The organism is Streptomyces sp. NPDC001709 (assembly GCF_053596375.1).
On sequence record NZ_JBSFGB010000004.1, the window covers coordinates 369,699 to 392,929 of the forward strand.

The 23,231-nt window shown below is 70.5% G+C and carries 16 protein-coding genes; 4 read left to right on the plus strand and 12 right to left on the minus strand.

What is annotated here, in order from left to right:
• Nucleotides 1–132: 132 nt before the first annotated feature.
• The 3 genes from ACWC0C_RS08855 to ACWC0C_RS08865 all read right to left on the minus strand — a co-directional run bounded on the left by ACWC0C_RS08855 (nucleotide 133) and on the right by ACWC0C_RS08865 (nucleotide 7,191).
• Nucleotides 133–1,644, minus strand: coding sequence for a hypothetical protein (locus ACWC0C_RS08855; RefSeq protein ID WP_450862687.1), 1,512 nt, complete (start codon nucleotides 1,642–1,644; stop codon nucleotides 133–135).
• On the minus strand, nucleotides 1,625–2,116 hold the full coding sequence (locus ACWC0C_RS08860; RefSeq protein WP_449199337.1) for a GtrA family protein: 492 nt from the start codon (nucleotides 2,114–2,116) through the stop codon (nucleotides 1,625–1,627). The genes ACWC0C_RS08855 and ACWC0C_RS08860 overlap by 20 nt, the downstream gene beginning before the upstream one ends.
• Before the next feature lie 137 nt (nucleotides 2,117–2,253).
• Nucleotides 2,254–7,191: an NAD-glutamate dehydrogenase gene (locus tag ACWC0C_RS08865; protein WP_450862689.1), complete on the minus strand. Its 4,938-nt coding sequence runs from the start codon at nucleotides 7,189–7,191 to the stop codon at nucleotides 2,254–2,256.
• 676 nt (nucleotides 7,192–7,867) lie between these two features.
• Between ACWC0C_RS08865 and ACWC0C_RS08870 the strand changes: the two genes are divergently transcribed.
• Nucleotides 7,868–8,434: a DJ-1/PfpI family protein gene (locus ACWC0C_RS08870; protein WP_449199335.1), complete on the plus strand. Its 567-nt coding sequence runs from the start codon at nucleotides 7,868–7,870 to the stop codon at nucleotides 8,432–8,434.
• 156 nt (nucleotides 8,435–8,590) lie between these two features.
• Here ACWC0C_RS08870 and ACWC0C_RS08875 read toward each other — a convergent pair whose 3' ends face one another.
• Together ACWC0C_RS08875 and ACWC0C_RS08880 are read right to left on the minus strand one after the other, a co-directional pair.
• A complete protein-coding gene (locus ACWC0C_RS08875) occupies nucleotides 8,591–9,259 on the minus strand; it encodes an HAD family hydrolase (RefSeq protein ID WP_450862691.1) in 669 nt (222 codons plus the stop codon).
• Nucleotides 9,260–9,316: 57 nt separating this feature from the next.
• Entirely contained in the window at nucleotides 9,317–9,829 is a 513-nt protein-coding gene (locus ACWC0C_RS08880; RefSeq protein WP_450862692.1) for a DUF6912 family protein, read from the minus strand.
• A 331-nt stretch (nucleotides 9,830–10,160) separates the two neighbouring features.
• Between ACWC0C_RS08880 and ACWC0C_RS08885 the strand changes: the two genes are divergently transcribed.
• Nucleotides 10,161–10,703, plus strand: coding sequence for an Rv3235 family protein (locus ACWC0C_RS08885; protein ID WP_449199332.1), 543 nt, complete (start codon nucleotides 10,161–10,163; stop codon nucleotides 10,701–10,703).
• Nucleotides 10,704–10,787: 84 nt separating this feature from the next.
• Here the strand turns inward: ACWC0C_RS08885 and secA are convergent, their stop codons facing one another.
• Nucleotides 10,788–13,598 (minus strand): preprotein translocase subunit SecA, encoded by a 2,811-nt coding sequence (gene secA / locus ACWC0C_RS08890; protein WP_449199331.1) that lies wholly within the window; start codon nucleotides 13,596–13,598, stop codon nucleotides 10,788–10,790.
• Between the two features lie 252 nt (nucleotides 13,599–13,850).
• On the opposite strand from secA, the gene ACWC0C_RS08895 reads away from it, so the two are divergent.
• Together ACWC0C_RS08895 and ACWC0C_RS08900 are read left to right on the plus strand one after the other, a co-directional pair.
• Nucleotides 13,851–14,420: a GNAT family N-acetyltransferase gene (locus tag ACWC0C_RS08895; protein WP_450862698.1), complete on the plus strand. Its 570-nt coding sequence runs from the start codon at nucleotides 13,851–13,853 to the stop codon at nucleotides 14,418–14,420.
• Between the two features lie 64 nt (nucleotides 14,421–14,484).
• Nucleotides 14,485–15,660, plus strand: a complete 1,176-nt coding sequence (locus tag ACWC0C_RS08900; RefSeq protein WP_450862699.1) for a winged helix-turn-helix domain-containing protein — start codon at nucleotides 14,485–14,487, stop codon at nucleotides 15,658–15,660.
• Between the two features lie 15 nt (nucleotides 15,661–15,675).
• Here ACWC0C_RS08900 and ACWC0C_RS08905 read toward each other — a convergent pair whose 3' ends face one another.
• The 6 genes from ACWC0C_RS08905 to mtrA form a co-directional block, all read right to left on the minus strand.
• Nucleotides 15,676–16,422, minus strand: coding sequence for a response regulator (locus ACWC0C_RS08905; protein ID WP_449199328.1), 747 nt, complete (start codon nucleotides 16,420–16,422; stop codon nucleotides 15,676–15,678).
• 202 nt (nucleotides 16,423–16,624) lie between these two features.
• Nucleotides 16,625–17,317 carry a ribosome hibernation-promoting factor, HPF/YfiA family gene (gene hpf / locus ACWC0C_RS08910; protein ID WP_449199412.1) on the minus strand — a complete coding sequence of 231 codons (693 nt, stop codon included), beginning with the start codon at nucleotides 17,315–17,317 and terminating at the stop codon, nucleotides 16,625–16,627.
• 312 nt (nucleotides 17,318–17,629) lie between these two features.
• The gene (locus ACWC0C_RS08915; protein ID WP_450862701.1) at nucleotides 17,630–18,472 is read right to left on the minus strand and encodes a ComF family protein; all 843 of its coding nucleotides are present in this window, start codon (nucleotides 18,470–18,472) and stop codon (nucleotides 17,630–17,632) included.
• A 125-nt stretch (nucleotides 18,473–18,597) separates the two neighbouring features.
• Nucleotides 18,598–20,433 carry an LpqB family beta-propeller domain-containing protein gene (locus tag ACWC0C_RS08920; protein WP_449199326.1) on the minus strand — a complete coding sequence of 612 codons (1,836 nt, stop codon included), beginning with the start codon at nucleotides 20,431–20,433 and terminating at the stop codon, nucleotides 18,598–18,600.
• Nucleotides 20,423–22,540: an MtrAB system histidine kinase MtrB gene (mtrB, locus tag ACWC0C_RS08925; RefSeq protein WP_450862703.1), complete on the minus strand. Its 2,118-nt coding sequence runs from the start codon at nucleotides 22,538–22,540 to the stop codon at nucleotides 20,423–20,425. Before mtrB ends, ACWC0C_RS08920 begins: the two co-directional genes overlap by 11 nt.
• Before the next feature lies 1 nt (nucleotide 22,541).
• Nucleotides 22,542–23,231, minus strand: coding sequence for a two-component system response regulator MtrA (mtrA, locus tag ACWC0C_RS08930; protein ID WP_191870552.1), 690 nt, complete (start codon nucleotides 23,229–23,231; stop codon nucleotides 22,542–22,544).

Consider the following 23,231-nt stretch of genomic DNA (forward strand, 5'->3'; position numbering starts at 1 on the left):
CCGTAGTGGCCGAAGCGCCGTCGAACCGAGGGCGCGGGGGCGACTGCGGGCCCGTAGTGGCTGATCGCGCAGTTCCCCGCACCCCTTGGGGAGCGGCAGCGCCGTCGGCTTCATGGCGCCGCCGCCGGCCGCTCAGGGGAGTACTCGGTACAGGACCTGTGCGTCGGGGCCCACCGTCACCTTCCGAAGCCCCGGTCCAGCCAAGCTCCCCGGTCCCACGACCCACCGCACGTCGTACTCCCGCAGAATCCCGGCCCGCTCACCCGCAGGCGTCCCCGCAGCGAAGTACCGCTCGACCGCCGTCTCCCTGCGCCCCGCGTCCGGAAGAAACACATCCGGATACCCCGGCGCCACGGTGTACGCCCCATACGCGGGAATCTGCCGCGCGGGAAACGTCCGGGCCATCACCACATCGCCGTACTTCACCCACGGCGTGATCCAGTGATACCCCACCCACGGCGTCCGGTACTTCGCCGCGACGACCGAGGGCAGCGCGCCCTTCCCCGTCACATACCCGAGCGTCCCGACCTGCGTCCACGCCCCGACAGCCAGCGCGGCGCCCAGCACGCACGCCCACCCCGCCCGAACCGCCCGCCGCCCGGCCGAGACGACCTCCAGCGCGGCGGCCAGCTGCGCCGGGATCAGCGCGGCGGGCAGGGCGCGGCCCCAGGAGTAGTGGCCGCTCAGCCCGCCCGCGGCGAACACCAGCACGCCCAGCAGGAAGAACAGCACCAGCGGATCCCAGCGGTCCCGCCGCCAGCGCAGCACCAGCGCCGCCACCCCGAGCAGCACCAGGCCGAACCGCGCGGCCAGGTCCTCGTACAGCGGCCGGTGGATGGCCTCCAGATCCGCGCCCGCGGAGAAGAGCGAGAAGAAGTCGTAGTACGGCCAGAGCCAGAGCAGCAGCAAGCCCAGGGCCAGCGCCGCGGCCAGCCGCAGCGCCACGGCCCGCGCCGGTCGTGCCGCGATCACCATCGCCAGCGCGCCCAGAGAGGCCACCACGCCCGTGAACTGGTGGCAGAGAAGGATCAGGGCCCAGAGCACGCCGAGCCACAGCCACCTTCCCCACGCGGTGTCCGTCCGTACCGCCCGCGTGAGCCATGCCCAGAAGTGGAAGGTGAGCCCGAGCGCGAAGACGCTGGGGTACGACACCGTCAGCGCCAGGGAGTTCAGGCCCAGGAACCCGGACCAGTTGAACAGCAGCGGGCCCCAGAGGAGAACCAGGCTGAGCAGGGCCAGGGCGGGGGCCGCGCGGTGGGCGCTGAGCGTGCGGACGTAGCGCCGGACACCGGTGACCAGCAGTGTCAGCGCGACGAACGCGGCGATCCGCAGGACCACGAACACCGATAGCCCGGTCACCTTGGCGACCAGGCCCAGCACCAGCATCCACGGCGAGTAGTAGGGGCTCGGCGTGTCCGCGTCCACCAGCGGATTGCCGGGGTGGAGCAGGTTGTGGCTCAAGCGCTGGATCGTGGCCGCGTGCATGCCGAGGTCGCCCGCCCACGGCAGGCGGACGATCACCAGGAGGAGCAGGACCACGACGAGCGCGGCGGCGGCCTGCGGCAGCGCCCGGCCGGCCCGGAGGGCGCCCTGCGGGGGTTGTGTGCGGCTCACCGGTTCGGTGTCAGACGGTGCGGTGTGCATCCTGCTGGAACACCCATGTGCGGTAGACGAGAAAACGGAACGCCGAGGCGAGCACGATCGACAGTGCCTTCGCCGCATTGGACTGCAGCACACTGTGCAGGCCGAGACCGTGGTAACCGACCCAGAACAGGCCGATTTCCATCAGGACACCGAGGCCGCTGAACACGAAGAACAGGATGATCTGGCCGCGGGTGCGGGAGGCCCGGTCGCGATAGGCGAAATAGCGGAAGCCCAGGTAATTGGTCGCCATCGCGATACAGCTGGCCAGCACGGTCGAGGTCATCGCCTGCCAACCGAGGCCACGCAGCAGCAGGTTGAAGATCAGGAAATTGACGAGGACACCGCTGCCGCCGACGATCCCGAATTTCACGACCTCCAGCACGACCCGCGTGACGGGCCGCCGAGCCGGAGCCGGCGCGGGCGCTGATGCTGGTGCTGGTGCCGGGCGGGTCTCGGTGAGTTGAACAGTCACAGCGCCGACCCTATCCGACACCCATCGATTAGCAGGAAACAGTAAATTCGGTGATCTTTTTTAGCTAAGGGTCGGCAAGAAACGGAACGCCCCGGGCCGATTCCCCATCGGCCCGGGGCGCCTTCACCGTCGTACCGCTACGAGTGCGTGCGCAGCAGCGTCCGCATCGTGCGCATCGCCACCGAGAGGTTGGCGAGGTCGAACGTCTCCGAACCGCGGATCTCCTCCAGGGTGGTGCGCGCCCGGCTCAGGATGGGCGCGTTCTTCTGCTCCCAGGCCTTGAAGCGCTGCTCGGGAGTAGAGGTGCCGTTGCCGGCCGCGAGGACGTCCGCGGTCAGCGCCGCGTGCGCCGCGTACAGGTCCTCACGGATGGAGGCGCGGGCCATGGACTGCCAGCGGTCGGCGCGGGGCAGCTCGATGATGCGGTCCATCAGCTGGGTGATGTTGAGCCGGTCGGCGAGGTCGTAGTAGATCTCGGCGACGTCGAGCGGCTCCTTGCCCATGCGGTCGGCCACCGACACGATGTCGAGCGTCGGGAAGGCGGAGGAGAACCCGGCCACGCGCGTGGCGAGTTCGTCCGGCACGCCGGCCGCGGACAGCTCGTCGTACACGTGCTGGTACCACTCCAGGTCCGCACCACGCAGCAGCTTCGGCAGCTCCTGCCAGACCCGCTCGACCCGCTCCGCGAAGAACTCGACCGTCTCGGCGAGCTCCAGCGGCTGCGGCCGGTTGTTGAGCAGCCAGCGCGTGCCGCGCTCGACGAGCCGGCGCGAGTGCAGCCGGATCCGGGTCTGGACGGCCGCGTCGACCCTGTTGTCCAGGGCCTCCACCGCGTCCCACACCGGCGCCGAGCTGAAGATCGCGCGGGCCGCGGTCTGCGCCCGGACGATCTCCTCCAGGGAGGCGCCGGTCTCCTCGCGCATACGGTGCAGATACGTCGTACCGCCCGTGTTGACCGTGTCGTTGACCAGCACGGTCGTGGTGATCTCGCGGCGCAGCGGGTGGTGGTCGATCGCCTCGGTGAAGCGCTCGCGCAGCGCCGTCGGGAAGTACGCGTGCAGCAGGCCGCGCAGGTACGGGTCGTCCGGCAGCGAGGTCGCCAGCAGCTCCTCGGCGACCGTGATCTTGGTGTACGCCAGCACGACGGCCGTCTCCGGACCGGTCAGGCCCTGGCTCTGGGCGAGGCGCTCACGGATCTGCCGGTCGGCCGGCAGGAACTCCAGCGCCCGGTCCAGGTGCCCCTCGCGCACCAGGTGGCGGAGGAACCGCTGCTGGGCGTGGAGCATGGCGCCCGCCTGGAACAGGGCGTTGGCGAGCGCGGTGTTCTGCGCGTAGTTGTTGCGCAGCACCAGCGCGCCGACCTCGTCGGTCATCTCGGCGAGCAGCTTGTTGCGCTGCTTGACGGTCATGTCGCCGTCCGCGACCAGGCCGTTCAGCAGGATCTTGATGTTCACCTCGTGGTCGGAGGTGTCCACACCGGCGCTGTTGTCGATCGCGTCGGTGTTGATCTTGCCGCCGTGCAGGGCGAACTCGATCCGGCCGAGCTGGGTCAGGCCCAGGTTGCCGCCCTCGCCGACGACCTTGACCCGCAGGTCCTTGCCGTCGACACGGATGGCGTCGTTGGCCTTGTCGCCGACGTCGGCGTTCGACTCCGCCGACGACTTCACGTACGTGCCGATGCCGCCGTTCCACAGCAGGTCGACCGGCGCGTGCAGGATCGTCTTCATCAGGTCGGCCGGGGTCATCTTGGTGACCTTGTCCTCGATGCCGAGGGCCTCGCGGATGTGGGCGTTGACCGGGATCGACTTGGCGCTGCGCGGGAAGATCCCGCCGCCCGCGGACAGCAGCTCCGTGTCGTAGTCGGCCCAGCTGGAGCGGGGCAGCTCGAACAGGCGGCGGCGCTCGGCGTACGAGGTGGCCGCGTCCGGGGTCGGGTCGATGAAGATGTGCCGGTGGTCGAAGGCGGCGACCAGGCGGATGTGCTCGGACAGCAGCATGCCGTTGCCGAACACGTCACCGGACATGTCACCGATGCCGACGACCGTGAAGTCCTCGGACTGCGTGTCCACGCCCAGCTCACGGAAGTGCCGCTTCACGGACTCCCAGGCGCCGCGCGCGGTGATGCCCATGCCCTTGTGGTCGTAGCCCGCGCTGCCACCGGAGGCGAAGGCGTCGCCGAGCCAGAAGTTGTACTTGTTCGCGACCTCGTTGGCGATGTCCGAGAAGGTCGCGGTGCCCTTGTCGGCCGCGACGACGAGGTAGGTGTCGTCGCCGTCGTGCCGGACGACGTCCTGCGGGGGCACGACCTCGCCGGCGACCATGTTGTCGGTGATGTCGAGCAGCGCCGAGATGAACGTCTTGTAGCTGGCGATGCCCTCGGCCAGCCACGCGTCGCGGTCCTGGCCCGGGTCCGGCAGCTGCTTGGCGACGAAGCCGCCCTTGGCGCCGACCGGCACGATGACGGTGTTCTTCACCATCTGCGCCTTGACCAGGCCGAGGATCTCGGTACGGAAGTCCTCACGCCGGTCCGACCAGCGCAGACCACCGCGCGCGACCTTGCCGAAGCGCAGGTGCACGCCCTCGACGCGCGGCGAGTACACCCAGATCTCGTACGCCGGGCGCGGCGCGGGCAGGTCCGGGATGGCCTGCGGGTCGAACTTCATGGAGACGTAGTCGTGCGGCTCGCCGCCGAGCGCCTCCTGGAAGAAGTTCGTGCGCAGGGTCGCCTTGATGACGGTGAGGAAGGATCGGAGGATCCGGTCCTCGTCCAGGCTCGCCACCTGGTCCAGGGCCGCGTCCAGCTCCTCCAGCAGGGCGTCCGTGATCTCGAGACCGGCCTTCTGCCGGTCCGGCGACATCCGCGCCTCGAACAGCGAGACGAGGAGCCGGGTGGTGTGGACGTTGTTGCGGAGGGTGTCCTCCATGTAGTCCTGCGAGAAGGTCGAACCGGCCTGCCGCAGGTACTTGGCGTAGGCGCGCAGCACCATCGCCTGCCGCCAGGTCAGCCCGGCGCTCAGCACCAGGGCGTTGAAGCCGTCGTTCTCCGCCTTGCCGGTCCAGGTCGCGGCGAAGGCCTCCTGGAAACGCTCGCGGGCGTCGTCACCGAGATCCCCGCCGGCGCTCGTCGCCTTCGGCATGCGCAGACCGAAGTCGTAGATCCAGGCGGTGGTGCGGTCCGCGCAGCGCAGCTCGTACGGCCGCTCGTCGGTGACCTCGACGCCGAGGCGGCTGAGCACCGGCAGCACGTGCGAGAGGGAGACCGTGCCGCCCTTCTGGTAGATCTTGAAGCGGCGCTCCTCCGGGCCGGCGCCCACCGGCTCGTACAGGCTCAGGCTGAAGGTCTTGTCCTCGCTGAGCTGCTCGAGGTGGACCAGGTCGGCGACCGCGGCACGCGCGGTGTGGTCCGCCTTGTAGCCCTCGGGGAAGGCGTGGTTGTAGCGGCGCAGCACCTCGGCCGCGCGCTCCTCGCCGCACTCGGCGGTCAGCGCCTCGGCGAAGGCGTCGGCCCAGGAACGGGCGGCCTCCACCAGGCGGGCCTCGATGCGGTCCTTGTCGGCGTCCGACAGCTCCGGCAGCTCGGTGCCCGGCGGGACGCGGATGACGAAGTGCAGCCGGGAGAGGATCGACTCGGTGTTCCAGGCGGTGAAGTCGACGCTGATGCCGCCGAGCTCCTCCTTCAGGATGTCGATGATCCTGAGCCGGACACCGGTGGTGTAGCGGTCACGCGGGAGGTAGACGAGGGCCGAGTAGTAGCGGCCGTACTCGTCCTGGCGCAGGTAGAGCCGCAGCCGCCGCCGCTCCTGCAGGTAGAGGACGCTCGTGGCGATGGACTGCAGTTCGGCGACGGGCGTCTGGAACAGCTCGTCGCGCGGGTAGGTCTCCAGGATCTGGAGCAGGTCGCGGCCGTCGTGGCTGTTGGGCGAGAACCCGGCGCGGCGCAGCACCTCGTCGACCTTGCGGCGGATGACGGGGACACGGCGCACGGACTCGGTGTAGGCGGCGGAGGAGAACAGCCCGAGGAAGCGCCGCTCCCCCACGACGTTCCCGTCCGCGTCGAACTTCTTGACGCCGATGTAGTCCAGGTACGACGGCCGGTGCACGGTGGCCCGGCTGTTGGCCTTGGTCAGCACGAGCAGCTTGTGCTCGCGGGCCTTGGCGCGGGCGTCGGCCGGCAGCCGCTCGAAGGAGGGGCTGACCGGGTGCTGGTCGTCCTCGGCGTGCTGCGGGTCGGCGCGCAGGATGCCGAGGCCGGTGCCGGGCACGGCGGCGAGCGTGTCGTCGTCGCGCAGCTGGTACTCGCGGTAGCCGAGGAAGGTGAAGTGATCGTCGGACAGCCAGCGCAGCAGCTCGCGGGCCTCCTCGACCTCGGGCCGGGGCAGATCGCCCGGAATGGGCTCGCTCTCCAGGTCGGCGCCGATCCGGGTCGCCGCGTCCCGCATCTTCTCCCAGTCCTCGACGGCCTCGCGGACGTCGGACAGCACGCGCAGCAGGTCGGCGGTGATCTCCTTCAGGTCCGCGCGGTCGGTCTCCCGGTCGATCTCGACGTGGATCCAGGACTCGACGTGCGCGTCGTGCGGCAGGTCGCCGCCGAGCGGGGTCGACAGGACCTCGATCAGCTTGCCGGTGAGGTCGCGGCGGACCACGAACTGCGGGTGGATGACGACGTGGATGCCGCGCCCGCGCCGGGTCAGCTCATTGGTGACCGAGTCCACGAGGAAGGGCATGTCGTCGGTGACGACCTCCACGACCGAGTGACTGCAGGTCCACCCGTTCTCCTCGACGGTCGGGGTGTGGACCCGCACGTTCGCCGTGCCCTGGGGGCGGTTCTCGGCGAGGCGGTAGTGCGAGACCGCGGCGCCGAAGATGTCGACCGGGTCGCGGTCGGTGAGGTCTTCCGGGGCGGTGTGCAGGTAGTAGCGCTGGAGGAACGCGAGCACGGACTCGCTGTCCGGGGTGTCCGGGGAGCCCTCGCCCTTGGTCCCGGTCGGTAGGTGCCCCCCGACCGGGCTGTTCTCAGCTACCCGGGCAGCCCTCTCGAGCAGCTCGGCCTTGGCTTCGTCCAGCTTGGTCTGCATTGTCCTCTGACTCCTGTCGCGCGCCGTTGCGTGACGTAGAAGGAAGTACGGTCTCTTTCCCTCCGGCTCGACGCCACGGCCCGGGGTGTCCGGTCCGTATCGACGCTATGCCGAGAGGTGAGATGAGCGGGGGGAATTCGGCCATTCTCGACGCGCTCGTCGGGTGTGACGCTGCTCTCTGCGCCGCCGTGTCCAGGGTTGCCCTCGGCGTCCCGGGGGCTCCTGCGGCCCCGTCCCGCCCGCGAAGACCAGCGACCGCCGCCCGGTCACGGAGGTGTTCCGTGCAACCCGGGCGCAGGGCAGGGGCAGGATCGCCCCCGCGAGATATCGCGCTGATCACGCCACAAGGCTATCGCTCCTCACCCGGGGCCCGTCATGAGCCGTATGTGTACAAAACCAAGGGGGGAAGTTTGACGTTCTGCACAGGGGTGGGGGCGGGGGTGGTGACGTATTCGGGGCGAGGGCGTCCGGTCGCGCCGGGAGAGCCACGACCGCACTCTGAGAGCAGGGCAGCACGCCGCCACCGGGTAGGTCCGGCGACCGACGGCCCGGCGCCTGGAGGGGGCCGGAACCGCGACGGCCCTCTTGGCAAGCACGCCCGGTGTTGGCACGTTGCCCAGGGACAGTGCGTCCCGCCCTGGAGTGCAGGAGCACCGGAGTACCCGGAGGAGCCGACATGCCCGCGAAGATCCTCATCGTCACCGGCGACGCGGCGGAGTCCCTGGAAGTCCTCTACCCGTACCAGCGCCTGCGCGAGGAGGGCTACGAGGTCCACATCGCCGCCCCCTCCCGCAAGACCCTCCGGTTCGTGGTCCACGACTTCGAACCCGGTTACGACACCTACACCGAGAAGCCCGGCTACACCTGGCCCGCCGACCTGGCCTTCGCCGACGTGGACCCCGGCGAGTACGTGGCCCTCGTCATCCCCGGCGGCCGGGCCCCCGAGTACCTGCGCAACGACCCCGAGCTGCGCAAGATCCTCAAGGCGTTCTTCGACTCCGACAAGCCGGTCGCCCAGATCTGCCACGGCCCACTGCTCACCGCGGCGATCGACAGCCTGCGCGGCCGCCGGGTCACGGCGTACCCCGCGCTCGAGCCGGACATGCAGGCGGCCGGAGCGGGCTTCCAGGACACCGAGGCCGTGGTCGACGGCACCCTCGTCTCCTCCCGAGCCTGGCCGGACCACCCGGCCTGGATGCGCGAGTTCCTGAAGGTACTGCGGGCGACGGCACCGGCGAGCTGAGGGGCGTGCAGCGCGGCCGCACTTTTGGCCGCGGGTGCGTGGGGGCTGGTCTTTGACCGCGGGTGCGTGGGGGCTGGTCGCGCAGTTCCCCGCGCCCCTTCGGGGCGCACGCAGCCACCTACACCAGCACCGGCGCCCCAGCCCCGGAACCCGTGGCTACGCCGCTATTCGCTGCGCTTCCTCCACCGCCTCGGCCAACGTATCCACCACCGGCACCCCCACTTCCTCCAGGCTGGCCCGACTGTGCGACCCGCCGGTGTACAGCACGGCCCGGGCCCCCACCCCCCGTGCCGCGACCGCGTCATCCGCCGCATCCCCGATCACCACGGTCCGCGCAGGTTCCACAACCCCGCTCAGCGCCTCCAGATGCCGCACCATGTGCTCGGCCTTGCTGCCCCCGGACGGCCCCGTACGCCCGTCGACCCGCAGGAAGTGCGTCTCTATCCCGAACCCCCGCACGAGCGGCACCAGTTCCTCGTGCATATACATGCTGAGCAGCGACTGGCTGTGCCCCGCCGACCGCCACTCCGCGAGCAGCTCCGTCACCCCCTCGGTCAGACCGCAACGCCCCCGGTGCTCGGCGTAGTACCGGTGGAAGACCCCGTCCATCTGCTCCCACTCGGCATCGGTCGGAAGCCGGCCGATCAGCCGCTCGTAGAACTTCGGCACCGGCACGCAGTACAGCGACCGGTACTGCTCCAGCGTGATCGGCGCGAGCCCCAGCTCGGCGAAGGCCGCGTTCGTCGCCCCGATGATGGCGTCATTGTCGTGGAACAGCGTCCCGTTCCAGTCCCAGACAATGTGCGCGCTGTCGTGCATCCCCATGCCGAAAACCGTACCCGCCGCCACTGACAACGACGGCTGAAGGCCTGTTCGGCCAGGTCAGGCCAGCCCGACCAGGTTCGGGATCTCCTGCGTGGCGTACCACAGCAGCTCGTGATCGTCCGCGCCGTCCACGACGAACTGCGCGTCGTCGTCCCCTCCGTCGGCCGCCTCCAGCGCGTCCGCCGCGGCGGCCACGTCCCGCTCCGCGTCGTCGGCGTCGACATGCACCGCCGCCGCCTTGGCGAGCGGCACGGTCGCCGTCACGGTCACCTCGCCGAGGGCGGACGGATCGAGCCCCCGGTCGGGGTCGACGCTCGCGGCGCCGTCGGCCACGTCCACGGCGACGACGACCCGGCGCCGTACCGCACCCGGGTCCGCCGCCAGCAGCCGCAGCGAGGCCAGCGCGGCCCGGCTGAGCGCCGCGTACTCCAGCTCCTCGATGTCCTCGGAGAGGTACCACTCGCGCAACGCGGGCGTGACGGCGTACGCCGCGAAGGGGCCGCTCCCCAGCTCACCCGTCTTGTGCGCCTCGGCGAGACCGGGGAGGGTCAGGGGGACGTAGACGCGCATGCTGGCCGCTCTTTCCTGCTCAAAGGCTCCGCTGAGGCCCCCGGGAAGGGCGGCTGCCGCGCCTCCCGGAGAGCCTTTAGGATACGTGCGCGCGTCCCCTTTCGGGTCTGTGCCCACGCCCCGGGAGCCGTCGACCCCGCGCCACGGATTCACCCGGCCCACGCCCCCGGTCACGGGCCTCAGCCGCCCGGCCATCCCTCGGATAGGTGAACTCTCCCGAGCCGCCGGAGCGCTCCCCGCCTCCCTTGCGGCTCCGCTCCCGTCGCCCGTACAAGATCCCCACCAGCGAGTTACCGCCCGGTATCAACCGGGCCCGCCGAACGGGGACTTCATGAACAAGGTCATGAGCCGCACCGCGCCCAAGACGCCCGAGGGGCTGGACCGCACCCCTCAGCCCCGCCCGCGCCACCGCCCGCCGACCCGCCACGACACCCGCCGCCCGGGCGGTGCCCCGCCCCGGAACCCGTCGATCAGGGGCAAGCGTGAACTGCCGCCGGCCGCGGCGCCCGAGAAGGCGAGTACGCCCCGCACAGCGCCGCAGACCACCAAGCCGCCGCTACGCCCCACCGACGTCTTCGCCGACCGCCTGCTGGCCGTCCTGAGCGGTCAGCGGCCCGTCCACTGGATGCTCCGGCACACCGCGGGCCGTGCCTACGACGATCTGGCCCGCCTCGCCGAACACAGCCCCCTGCGCACGCGCGGAACCCGCCCCGTCGTCCACGACATCGGCTACTACGTCCCCGCCGAGGGCGCCGTGGAGGTCTTCGCCCGCATCGCCGCCGGCAACCAGCTCCGCGCCCTGGCCTTCCGCCTGGAACTGGGCCAAGACCTCCGCTGGCGCTGCACGGCAGTGGAAACAGGCCCCCGTCCCTGACGGAAACCGGCAACGCAGAAGGGCCGGCTCCCAAGAGGAACCGGCCCTTCTCAGCGGCCAACGCGCCGCAGGCGACTCGCGCTACTACTTCTTGCGCCGCCGCCCGCCCTTGGCCTGCCGCCGCCGCTCCGCCCGAGTCAGCCCGTCCGCCTCGGACCGCACCGGCTCGTCGTCCTCGAGGTCGCGCTCCACGATGCCGCCCTCACCGTCCACGGTCGGCGCCGAGAAGTGCAGGTCCCGCCGCTGCGGAACATCCAGCCCCTTCGCCCGGATCTCCGGCCGCGCCCCGGCCTGCGCCGGAACCGTCTCCTGGACACCCTCGCCGACCGGCTCCGCCGCCTCGACCGGGACCTCCTCGACCTGCTGCTCGACCTGGACCTCCAGGTTGAACAGATAGCCGACGGACTCCTCCTTGATGCCGTCCATCATCGCGGTGAACATGTCGAAGCCCTCGCGCTGGTACTCGACCAGCGGGTCCTTCTGCGCCATCGCGCGCAGGCCGATGCCCTCCTGGAGGTAGTCCATCTCGTAGAGGTGCTCGCGCCACTTGCGGTCGAGGACCGACAGCACGACCCGGCGCTCCAGCTCACGCATGATCTCGGAGCCGAGCTGGGCCTCCCGGGCCTCGTACTGCTCGTGGATGTCCTCCTTGATGGACTCGGAGATGAACTCGGCGGTCAGACCGGCACGGTCGCCGGCGGCCTCCTCCAGCTCCTCGATGGTGACCTTCACCGGGTAGAGCTGCTTGAAGGCGCCCCACAGCCGGTCCAGGTCCCAGTCCTCGGGGAAGCCCTCGGCGGTCTCCGCACCGACGTACGCGTCGATCGTGTCGTCCATGAAGTGCTGGACCTGCTCATGCAGGTCCTCGCCCTCCAGCACGCGCCGACGCTCGCCGTAGATGACCTCACGCTGCCGGTTGAGGACCTCGTCGTACTTCAGAACGTTCTTACGGGTCTCGAAGTTCTGCTGCTCGACCTGCGACTGCGCGGACGCGATCGCGCGCGTGACCATCTTGTTCTCGATCGGCACGTCGTCCGGCACGTTGGCCATGGACATCACACGCTCGACCATCTGGGCCTTGAACAGGCGCATCAGGTCGTCGCCGAGGGAGAGGTAGAAGCGGGACTCGCCCGGGTCGCCCTGACGGCCGGAACGACCGCGCAGCTGGTTGTCGATGCGCCGCGACTCGTGCCGCTCGGTGCCGAGGACGTAGAGGCCGCCGAGCTCCTCGACCTCGTCCTTCTCGGCCTTGACGGCCTGCTCGGCCTTCTCCAGGGCGGCTGGCAGGGCGTGCGCCCACTCCTCGATGTGCTCCTCGGGGTCGAGGCCGCGCTGCCGCAGCTCCGCCTCCGCGAGGTCCTCGGGGTTGCCGCCGAGCTTGATGTCCGTACCACGACCGGCCATGTTGGTGGCCACCGTGACCGCGCCCTTGCGGCCGGCCTGCGCGACGATCGACGCCTCGCGCTCGTGGTGCTTGGCGTTCAGCACCTCGTGCTGGATGCCGCGCTTGCTGAGCTGCTGCGAGAGGTACTCCGACTTCTCGACGGACGTCGTGCCGACGAGGATCGGCTGGCCCTTCTCGTGCTTCTCGGCGATGTCGTCGACGACCGCCTCGAACTTGGCCACCTCGGTGCGGTAGATCAGGTCCGACTGGTCCTTGCGGATCATCGGCTTGTTGGTCGGGATCGGGACCACGCCGAGCTTGTAGATCTGGTGGAACTCGGCGGCCTCGGTCATCGCCGTACCGGTCATGCCGGAGAGCTTGCTGTAGAGGCGGAAGAAGTTCTGCAGGGTGATCGTGGCGAGCGTCTGGTTCTCGTCCTTGATGTCCACCCCTTCCTTCGCCTCGATCGCCTGGTGCATGCCCTCGTTGTAGCGGCGGCCGGCGAGGATACGGCCGGTGTGCTCGTCGACGATCATGACCTCGCCGTCGATGACGACGTAGTCCTTGTCCTTCTTGAAGAGCTCCTTGGCCTTGATGGCGTTGTTCAGGTAGCCCACGAGGGGGGTGTTCACCGACTCGTAGAGGTTGTCGATGCCGAGCCAGTCCTCGACCTTGGAGACACCGGACTCGTGGATGGCGACCGTGCGCTTCTTCTCGTCGACGTCGTAGTCGCCGGTCTCCTCGACGCCCTTGAGCGGGTTGCCCGCCTCGCCCTTCTTCAGGCGCGTGACCAGCTTGGAGAAGTCGCCGTACCACTTGGTGGCCTGGTCGGCCGGGCCGGAGATGATCAGCGGCGTACGGGCCTCGTCGACCAGGATGGAGTCGACCTCGTCGACGATGGCGAAGTTGTGGCCGCGCTGCACCAGCTCGTCCTTCGACCACGCCATGTTGTCGCGCAGGTAGTCGAAGCCGAACTCGTTGTTCGTGCCGTAGGTGATGTCGCACGCGTACTGCTCGCGGCGCTGGGCCGGCGTCATGTTGGCGAGGATGCAGCCGACGTCCAGGCCCAGGAACTTGTGGACGCGGCCCATCATCTCGGAGTCGCGCTCGGCCAGGTAGTCGTTGACCGTGACGATGTGGACACCGTCGCCGGACAGCGCGTTCAGGTACGCGGGCAGGGTGCCTACGAGGGTCTTGCCCTCGCCGGTCTTCATTTCGGCGACGTAACCGAGGTGGAGGGCGGCGCCGCCCATCAGCTGCACGTCGTAGTGCCGCTGGCCGAGCACGCGTTTGGCGGCCTCACGGACGGTGGCGAACGCCTCGGGGAGCAGGTCGTCCAGGCTCTCACCGTCGGCGTACCGCTGCTTGTACTCCTCGGTGAGGGCCCGCAGCTCGGCGTCGGAGAGGTCGACGAAGTCCTCTTCGATGGAGTTGACCTGGTCCGCGATGCGGTGCAGCTTGCGCAGGATCTTGCCTTCGCCTGCACGCATGATCTTCGAGAGGACGGACACGGGGGTTTGTCTCCTTGCCGGTCGGGCCTGGGACGGTCGGTTTCCATTTGACGTACTGAGCAACGGCCATCGTATGCGAGGACCCGGCTGGGCCGGGAGGCCTGGCAGCCCGACGGCTGCTTCATCCAGGACAACGGACGGGTCACACGGATAGTGCCGCATCCAGGCAAGGAATTGCGCGAAATGTGATCGCGTGCTCACGCGCTGCGAAAACCGATGGCAGCGACGCGGGCCGCCGAGCACAATCGGCCGATGGAACCCGTCACACTCACCACGGACCGCCTGGTCCTGCGCACGGTCGGCCCGCACGACACCCAGGCGGTGTACGACGCCGTGCAGGATCCCGACATCCAGCGCTGGACCACGGTGCCGTCACCGTATCTACCCGAGCACGCGAGCGGCTTCACCGAGGAGCTGGTCCCCGACGGCTGGGCGCAGGGTTCGATGTTCACCTTCGGTGTGTTCCTCACCGGCGGGGAACTCGCCGGCATGCTCGGTCTCACCATGCGCTCGCTCGGCGTGGCGGAGGTCGGCTTCTGGGCGGCCAAGGAGCGCCGCGGCCACGGCTACGTCACGGAGGCCACGCTCACCTCCTGCCGGTGGATCTTCACCCAGGTCGGTGTCGACCGGGTCGAATGGCGTGCCGAGGTCGGCAACCACGCCTCCCGCGCGGTGGCCGAACGGGCGGGTTTCACCATGGAGGGCACCCTGCGCTCCGCGATCAACAACAAGGGAGTCCGCCGGGACTGCTGGGTCGGCTCCCTGCTCCCCTCGGACCTCGGCCTGCCCTCCACAGCGCCGTACCTGCCCGCCCGCTCCTGACCGCCCGGGCGCATCTGCGCAGGTCACCGCGGACTGTCAGTGGCACCCTCTATCGTCCGGGGGCATGACGACCCTGCCGCGCCCGACCACCACTCTCACCGCGGACGACGCCCGCCGTATCGCCCTGCGGGCCCAGGGCTTCCTCGGCGCCCCCGACCGGCGGGCCGGGGTCCGCGGGGTGCTGCGTCACCTCGGCGCGGTCCAGCTCGACACGATCTCGGTCCTCGCCCGCTCCCATGAGCTCGTGCCCTACGCCCGCCTCGGCGCGGTCGGCCGCACAACGGTCGAGGCCGCCTACTGGAAGGACACCCATGCCTTCGAGTACTGGTCGCACGCGGCGTGCATCCTCCCCGTCGAGGAGTGGCCGCACTTCGCCTTCCGCCGCCGCGCGTACCGCAACCGCCCGCACTGGAACCACGAGCTGCCCGACGGCGTCTACGACCAGGTCATCAAGCAGCTGCGGGCCGAGGGCCCACTGACCTCCACGGAGCTGGGCGGCGCGAAGAAGACGAGCGACTGGTGGGACTGGTCCGGCACCAAGGTCGCCGTGGAGCGCGCACTGATGTACGGCGAGGTGGTGTGCGTCGAGCGGCGCGGCTGGAAGCGGGTGTACGACCTGGCCGAGCGCGCCGTCCCGGACGCGCTGCTGCATGACGAGCTGGACGACACGGAGTGCCTGCGCCGCCTGGTGCGGCTGGCCGGCGAGTCCCTCGGGGTGGGCACGCGCGCGGACATCGCCGACTACCACCGGCTCAAGGGCGAGCAGGTCGACGCGGTCATCGCCGACTCGGGTCTGGTGCCGGTCGAGGTCGAGGGCTGGGGCAGACCGGCCTGGGCCGACCCGGCGGCCCTGGCGACGCCGCCGCGCGGCCGGCACCGCACCTCGCTGCTGTCGCCGTTCGACTCGCTGATCTGGGAGCGGGCCCGCACGGAGCGCATATTCGGCTTCACCCACCGCCTGGAGGCGTACGTGCCCAAGCCGAAGCGGATCCACGGCTATTTCGCGATGCCGGTGCTCGCGGGCGGCCGGCTGGTCGGGCGGGTGGACCCGGCGCGCGAGGGGCGCACGCTGGTGGCCAAGCAGGTCACCCTGGACGGGCCGAAGGCGGTGCCGGCGGTCGCCCAGGCCCTGATCGAGGCGGCCACCTGGGTGAACTGCACGGGCGTCCGGGTGGAGCGGGTGGACGCGCCGGGCCTGCGTGAGCCCCTGGCGAGGGAGGTTGCCCGGGCCCTCGGCTAGCCCCGCCGGGTTCCGCTACCGGATCTCGAGGATCTTCTCCCGCATCGCGTAGACCACGGCTTCCATCCTGGAGTGCAGCTGGAGCTTCTCCAGGATGTTGCGAACGTGGTTCTTCACGGTGTTCTCCGAGATGAACAGCTCCTTGGCGATGTCCCGGTTGTTCATCCCGGTGGCGACGAGCTTGAGGACCTCCAGCTCCCGGTCGGTCAGCCGCGGCGCGGGCACCAGCCGGCGCTCGTCGGTGCGCTGGATCATCGACTTGAACTCGGTGAGCAGCTTGGAGGCCATCGACGGGCTGATCTGCGACTGTCCGTCGGCCACCGCGCGAATGGCGGTCGCCACCTCGTCCGTGGAGATCTCCTTGAGGAGGTATCCGGTCGCGCCGGCCTTGATCGCGTCGTAGAGGTCGGCCTCCTCGTCGCTGATCGTCAGCATGATGATCTTGGCGCTGGGGGCGACCTCCTTGATGGAGGTGCAGGCCTCGATCCCGCCGCGCTTGGGCATGCGGACGTCCATCAGCACGATGTCGGGCAGCAGGTCGGCGGCCTTGTCCACGGCCTCGGCGCCGTCACCGGCCTCACCGACGACCTGGATGTCCTCCTCGGCCTTCAGCACGATCTCCAGGCCGCGCCGGAAGAGGGCGTGGTCGTCCACGACCAGGACTCTGATCGGCTCCGCGCGTACGGAGCCCTTGTCCGGGCCCGTGCCGATGACACCGTCGTCGGCATCCTCGTCCCGCATCGGTCCGAAGGTGTCCGCCATCGTTCCTCCCCCTGAGGCTGTGGCCTGTGGTCCTGTGCCATCGCCAACCCAAGGCAGCGGCCCACCGGTTGGGCCGGTCCGGCCATGATTTCATGCCCGGGCGACACCGGGGTGACGTGCGGGGCGTGAAGTGGTCGCACACCGGTGCCCCTGGGGGCGCACACGCGCTTCCAGGGGCACCGGATCGACGTGGGCCGGGTGGTCAGCCGCCGAGCGTGCCACCCGCCGCGGGGGGCTGCGCCTCAGCGACCATCGGGTCCGTGCTGAGGTGGATCACGCCGTAGTCGTAGGCGTGCCGCCGGTAGACGACGCTCGGTTCCTTCGTCTCTGCGTCGACGAACAAGTAGAAGTCGTGACCGACCAGTTCCATCTCGTAGAGGGCCTGGTCGAGGCTCATGGGGGCGGCGACGTGGGTCTTCTCTCGGACGACGAGGGGACCTTCGCCCTTGACCTCCAGCGAGCCGATCTTCTTCGTCGGCACTCCGTCCGTCTCTTCGTCGTGGACGGGCAGACCGTTGCCGTTCAGCGTCGCCGCGCCCGGGACGTGGTCGGCGACCTCGGCCGCCGAGATCCGGCGTGCGCCTCGGCGCGAGAAACGCTTGTCGTGCTGCTTGCGCAGCCGGGCGTCCAGCTTCTCCGCCGCCAGGTCGAGTGCCACGTACGGGTCGCTGGCCGCCGCTTCCGCCCGGATCACCGGACCGCGGGAGCGGAGGGTGATCTCCACTCGGTCAGAGCGGTCGGCCTGTCGGGGGTTGGGCTCCTTGGACACCTCGACGTCGAGGCTGATCACCTTGCCATCGAGCTTCTGGATCTTCTCCAGCTTCAGCTTCTCGGCCACGTGCTTGCGGAACCGCTCGGGCACCTCGGTCTTGCGGCCTTTGACGACGATGTCCACGCAGAACTCCGTTCCCGGATCGCTCCGCTCGATCGGCGGAGCATCTCCCTTTTGCACCAGGTCCGGCGAGTACCGGACCTCGGACTCGGTGACTTCCACCTCCTCCTCCCCCGAGGGCGAGACCTCCACCCCACCGGCACGGGTGATTGCCGAAAACCCGTGGCACGGCATTCGGATATGCGAGGTGTGGCCTGCGCCTTTCCTCACAACCGAACATATCTCGCCTGGACGGATGTCGTCACCCTCTACTCCGGCGTACCTCCGTTCAGGTGAATTGCGCCTCTCGTCACCTGCAACGACGCAAGCTGGCGGTCAGTTCCTGTTTATTTCAAAAGAATCCCGCGGAGCGGCGATCACGGCCGCATGGAGCGTATGCCCGAGGGTGTTCACCACCGCCTTTTCCGGTGCACCGTGCACCCACTTCCCGCTCTCCCGCCGCGCTCCGCTCTGTCGTTCATCCCTTCCTTCCCGAGTTACGGCCCCGTACACGACTGTTCTCACTCCTGTTCGCTCCTCTGCCACCTCCCGTAGGGCTCGAGCCGCCTCCGCCAGGCTGGCGCCCGTCGTGATCAGGTCGTCGACGAGCACGACGTGTCCCGCGCCGAGCAGGCGGCCACCGCCCGCCGTCACCTCCAGCGCGCCCGCGAGATTCGCGAGGCGCCGCCGCGCGTCGAGTCCGGCCTGGTCCGCCACCGGCCGCCGCTGGCGCAGTACGGCCGCCACCCGGGCCGGCCTCCCGGCACGCCGCAGCTCTCCGGCCGCCGCGAGCGCCATCCGCCGCACCGGATCGTGCCCACGCGCCCGAACGGCCCAACGAGCGGACGGCACGGGGACGAGCAGCACGGGCGGCCCCGTACCGCCCGCGCCGAGCCCTGCCCGCACGGCCGCCGCCAGGGCCGTCCCCAGCGCTCCCGCGAGGGCCAGCGCGCCCCGCTCCTTGTGCGCGAGCAGGAGCGAGCGCACCTCGCCCGCGTACGGCGCCGCCGCATGCACCACCGGCAGCCCGGCCGGCTCCGGCACCGGCCGCACCCGCCGCGGTGGGCGTCCGCACAGCGCGGCCCGGCACCGCGCGCAGAGCACCGTACGAGGTGCCCCGCAGCCCGCGCAGTCGGCCGGCAGCACCAGGTCGGTGAGGTCCCGCCACCACCCCCGCATGTCCACCACTGTGCCAACACCGGAGCCACCCGGCCACCCCTGTGGAAAACCCCCTGTGGACAACCCGGAGCAGCACGCACCGCGCCTCACCCACCTGAGGGACGCGGCCGTACGCGCGGCACTGCTCAGCCCGGATAGACCGGTGCCGTCCCGTCCTTGTCCACCTTCTGCCACTGCACGCCGGACGGCAGCCGTACGATCCCGTCCTCCGAGTAGGCCACCAGCGGCACCCGCTCGTCCTCGGACGCGGCGATCGACTTCACACCGGTGAGCGCACCCGGCGCCGGACCGTCGAGCGTGGAGCCGTCGACCTGGACGTACCGCATCTGCAGCACGCCGCCCTGCTCCCGGCCGACGACCAGCAGCCTGCTGTCCCCGGCCCACGACAGGGCACTGACCTGCTCCAAGTCCGGTGCAGCGGACCGCAGTTGGACCACCGACGCGCCCTGCCCGGTACCGTCGTCGCGCTGGATCCGGCCGATGAGCAGGGACTGCTTGCCGTCCTTCTCCACGACGAGTGCGATCCGCACTCCGTCGGCGGCGACCCGCGCGTCCTTGATCCGGCCGGACAGGTCCGGGACCGCGACCTCCTCCGGTTTGGCGGCGCCCTGTTCCAGGACGTACAGCCGCGGACGGTGCGGGTCACGGTCGGCCACCCACAGGTCGCCGCGGGCGTCCCAGCTCGGCGTCGTCAGCCGGTCGTCCGAGGTCGGGCCCTGGCTGGTCACCAGTGCGCCGCCGAGCGAGCCGCCCGACGCCAGCGACGTCACGTACAACGACCTGCCCTGGTCGCCGACCGCGGCCCCGCTGTGCTCGTCCCGCGACACCGCCACCGAGTCAAGGGCCTTGCCGCCCTCGCCCAGCGGGCCGGGCACCGGAACGGCGCTGGTGGTCGTGCTCCCCGTCGGTATCCGCACCAGCCGGTGCTTGCCGTCGAGGTAGTACAGGTTCTCGGGGCTCTTGGCCGACCCCCGCCAGGCGGTGGACTCGGCGCGCTCCTCACTCAGATCGCACAGCCGGTGGCCGCCGACGCCCTGCAGCTCGACGGATTCCAGCGTGGGCGCGAGGTTCCGCAGTGTGAACAGCACCTGTGTCGCCATCTCGGTGCACTTGGTCGCCGCGACCTGGGACACCTGGAGGTTCAGCGGCACGGTCAGCTTGTTCTGGTCGTCCGGTGCCAGCCCGGACACATCCTTCTGCAGGGCCGTGCCGGTCGGGAAACTGGACCTGACGACCGGACGGAGCCAGCGGGTGGGGCCGTTCAGCAGCGAGCTGACCATCTGCGTCATGGGGTCGACCTTGCTGCGCACGAACACCGGGTCGGCGACCGCCACCGGCTCGGCCGTGGGACCGACGGTCGTGTCGGAGGCGAAGTAGTACTTGTCGACGGACGTGTAATTGCGCTGGAAGTCCGACTTGCCCATGACGACGCCGTCGGGCAGTGCGTCGATGCGCCACTGCCCGTTCTTGGCGTCCCGCGTGAGGTGCACCTTCTTGCGGTAGGAACCGTCGGCCGGCTCGTACGCCTGCTGTGCGTCCACGGTCGCGACCCTGTTGCCCGCCAGGACACAGGTGACACTGCTGGTCGGCTCCGTGCCGCCGCCCGCCCGGCAGTCGGGCTCGATGCTCGGCCCGTTCGCGAGGACCGTGGTCGACCGCTCCGGCCGCCACACGCGCGCCGCGTCGGACGTCAGATACTTGCGGGCCGTGTCGTACGCCGGGTCGTCGCTGGTCAGCGCCTCCAGGAAGCCCTGCATGATCTCGGCGGGACCGGCGCCGTCGGCCGGCGGCATGGCGAACACCCGGACCCCGGTGTCCTGCCGGGGCGTGGACTCCACGTTCCGCAGATCCCCGCTGTCGGGCATCGAGGCGCACCCGGCCAGCAGTACGACTCCCAAGGCGGCGTACGCCACCGCGCGCCCCGGCAGAGGCCGGGCGCCCCCCTCGCGGTCAGCGCCCACGAAATGCCTCCCCTGGCTCGGTCGAGTCCTCCGCCTCGGCTGTCTCCGGGCGGGCCGCGCCCGCCTCGGGTGCCGGTTCCGTGGTGGGTCTGTCGTCCGCGCGCCGCGCGCCGCCGGTGGGCCGGGGCACCACACGCGCGCCGTTGCCGTTTCCGGGCAGTGCGGCCGGGTCGGCGGCGGGTGCGACGGCGGCCAGCCGTGGCGCGATCGGGGCGCGCGGCGGCAGCGCGGGCGCCTGGGAGCCGCCCTGCTGGAGGGGAACGGTCGCCCGCTTCTCCTCGCCCCCGCCGGGCAGACCGGCCTCGTCGAGGCCGCGGTTGCGGCGCGAGTCCTTGGGCTCCAGCGGTATCGGCGAACCCCGCAGCGGCTCGTCCGCGGTCCTCGGCAGCGTCAGCCGGAACTGGGAGCCACCCCCCGGCTCACCCCAGGCCTGCAGCCAGCCGCCGTGCAGCCGCGCGTCCTCCAGGGCGATCGACAGCCCGAGGCCCGTACCACCGGTGGTACGCGCGCGTGCCGGGTCCGCCCGCCAGAAGCGGCTGAAGACGCGTGTCGCCTCGCCCGGCTTGAGCCCCACGCCGTAGTCGCGCACCGCTACGGCGACCGCGCCGCCCGCCGCGGCGAGCTTGACGACGACGTCCTTGCCCTCGCCGTGCTCGACGGCGTTGACGACGAGGTTGCGCAGCACGCGCTCCACGCGCCGGGCGTCGGCCTCGGCGACGACGGGCTGCTGATCGCCGAGCACGCGTATGCGCGTGCCCTTGCGCTCGGCGAGCGGCTCGGCGCCGCTGACCACGCGCCGGACGACCTCCCTGAGGTCTATCGGCTCGGCCTCCAGCGCCGCGGCTCCGGCGTCGAAGCGGCTGATCTCCAGCAGGTCGGCGAGCAGCGACTCGAACCGGTCCAGCTGGTCGGCGAGCAGCTCGGCCGACCGTGCGGTCACCGGGTCGAAGTCCTCGCGCGCCTCATGGATGACATCGGCGGCCATGCGGACGGTCGTGAGCGGAGTGCGCAGCTCATGCGAGACGTCCGACACGAACCGGCGCTGCATCCGCGACAGGTCTTCCAGCTGCTGGATCTTCACCTGGAGGTTCTGCGCCATCTTGTTGAAGGCCTCGCCCAGGCGCGCGATGTCGTCCTCGCCGGTGACCTTCATCCGCTCCTGCAGCCGCCCGGCGGACAGCCGCTCCGCGATCCCAGCCGCCATCCGCACCGGCGTGACGACCTGGCGCACCACCAGCCAGGCGATGGCGCCGAGCAGGACGACGACGAACAGCCCCGCGGTCGCGAGAGTGCCCTTCACCAGGCTCAGCGACTTCTCCTCCTGCGTGAGCGGGAAGAGGTAGTACAGCTCGTACGGCCGTCCGTTGGGGTCGTTGACCTGCTTGCCGATGACCAGCGCCGGCTGCGACTCCTTGCCGTTGGAGTACACGATCCGGGTGTAGCTCTGGGCGGCCGTCATACCGCTGTTGACCCGCTCGCGCAGGTCGGCGGGCACGCTGGAGGTCGGGTTCACGTTCCCCGAGCCGCGCGGGCTGCGACCGCCGCCGCTGTCGTCACCGACGGGCAGCGTGACGACGTCGAAGGCGCCCGCGCCACCGCTGGACAGCGACTCCACGAGGTCACTCATCCACTGGATGACGTTCTGCGACTGCCGGCCGTCCACGGTCGCCGTGCCGTCGGCGGTGCTCGCCCCGGCAGCCGCCGCACCGGTACCAGCACCGCTGGCCGCCTCGTCGGCCTTCTGCTTGGCCACCGCGAAACCGCCCGTGGCCTGGCTCTGCGAGGCCTTCACCTTCGCGTCCAGCAGGCCGTTGCGGACCTGTCCGATCACGACGAAGCCCAGCAGCAGGACGACACCCAGGGACATCACCAGCGTCGTGGCGACGACCCGCAGCTGGATGTTGCGCCGCCACAGCCGCATCACCGGCAGCAGCGGACGGCGCACCCAGCGCAGGAACAGCCTGATGACCGGGCTGCCGTGAACCCCGCCCTCGAGCAACCCGCCCTCGAAGAGACTCCTGAGTCGCGCACCCGGCGTCCGGCCGACAGGCCGCCCCGGACGGTCCCCGGACCGACCGGGAACCGAAGCGGCACTGTCCCCGGACATGTCAGCTCGGCCCGGCCTTGTAACCGACACCACGGACGGTCACCACGATCTCCGGCCGCTCCGGGTCCTTCTCGACCTTGGAGCGCAACCGCTGGACGTGCACGTTGACGAGCCGCGTGTCGGCGGCGTGTCGGTAGCCCCACACCTGCTCGAGGAGCACCTCGCGCGTGAACACCTGCCACGGCTTGCGGGCGAGCGCGACCAGCAGGTCGAACTCCAGCGGGGTCAGCGCGATCGACTGCCCGTCCCGCTTCACCGAGTGCCCGGCCACGTCGATGACCAGGTCACCGATGGTCAGCTGCTCCGGCGCCGGCTCCTCCGACCTGCGCAGCCGCGCCCGGATCCGGGCGACCAGCTCCTTCGGCTTGAACGGCTTGACGATGTAGTCATCGGCGCCCGACTCCAGGCCCACGACCACGTCGACGGTGTCGCTCTTCGCCGTGAGCATCACGATCGGCACCCCGGACTCCGCCCGGATCAGCCGGCACACCTCGATGCCGTCCCGTCCGGGCAGCATCAGGTCGAGCAGCACCAGATCGGGCTTGGTCTCCCGGAAAGCGGCCAGCGCCTTGTCGCCGTCGGCTACGAAAGACGGCTCAAAACCTTCACCACGCAGCACGATGCCGAGCATCTCGGCCAGTGCGGTGTCGTCGTCGACGACAAGGACTCGTCCCTTCATAAACGACATCAT

Excerpts from the sequence above, each read along its gene's own strand:
- mtrA (WP_191870552.1), bottom strand. The coding sequence starts at position 23,231 with ATGATGTCGTTTATGAAGGGACGAGTCCTTGTCGTCGACGACGACACC.
- ACWC0C_RS08855 (WP_450862687.1), bottom strand. The coding sequence starts at position 1,644 with ATGCACACCGCACCGTCTGACACCGAACCGGTGAGCCGCACACAACCC.
- mtrB (WP_450862703.1), bottom strand. The coding sequence starts at position 22,540 with ATGTCCGGGGACAGTGCCGCTTCGGTTCCCGGTCGGTCCGGGGACCGT.
- ACWC0C_RS08905 (WP_449199328.1), bottom strand. The coding sequence starts at position 16,422 with ATGGCGGACACCTTCGGACCGATGCGGGACGAGGATGCCGACGACGGT.
- ACWC0C_RS08895 (WP_450862698.1), top strand. The coding sequence starts at position 13,851 with ATGGAACCCGTCACACTCACCACGGACCGCCTGGTCCTGCGCACGGTC.
- ACWC0C_RS08915 (WP_450862701.1), bottom strand. The coding sequence starts at position 18,472 with ATGCGGGGGTGGTGGCGGGACCTCACCGACCTGGTGCTGCCGGCCGAC.
- ACWC0C_RS08880 (WP_450862692.1), bottom strand. The coding sequence starts at position 9,829 with ATGCGCGTCTACGTCCCCCTGACCCTCCCCGGTCTCGCCGAGGCGCAC.
- ACWC0C_RS08875 (WP_450862691.1), bottom strand. The coding sequence starts at position 9,259 with ATGGGGATGCACGACAGCGCGCACATTGTCTGGGACTGGAACGGGACG.
- ACWC0C_RS08885 (WP_449199332.1), top strand. The coding sequence starts at position 10,161 with ATGAACAAGGTCATGAGCCGCACCGCGCCCAAGACGCCCGAGGGGCTG.
- ACWC0C_RS08865 (WP_450862689.1), bottom strand. The coding sequence starts at position 7,191 with ATGCAGACCAAGCTGGACGAAGCCAAGGCCGAGCTGCTCGAGAGGGCT.
- ACWC0C_RS08900 (WP_450862699.1), top strand. The coding sequence starts at position 14,485 with ATGACGACCCTGCCGCGCCCGACCACCACTCTCACCGCGGACGACGCC.
- ACWC0C_RS08870 (WP_449199335.1), top strand. The coding sequence starts at position 7,868 with ATGCCCGCGAAGATCCTCATCGTCACCGGCGACGCGGCGGAGTCCCTG.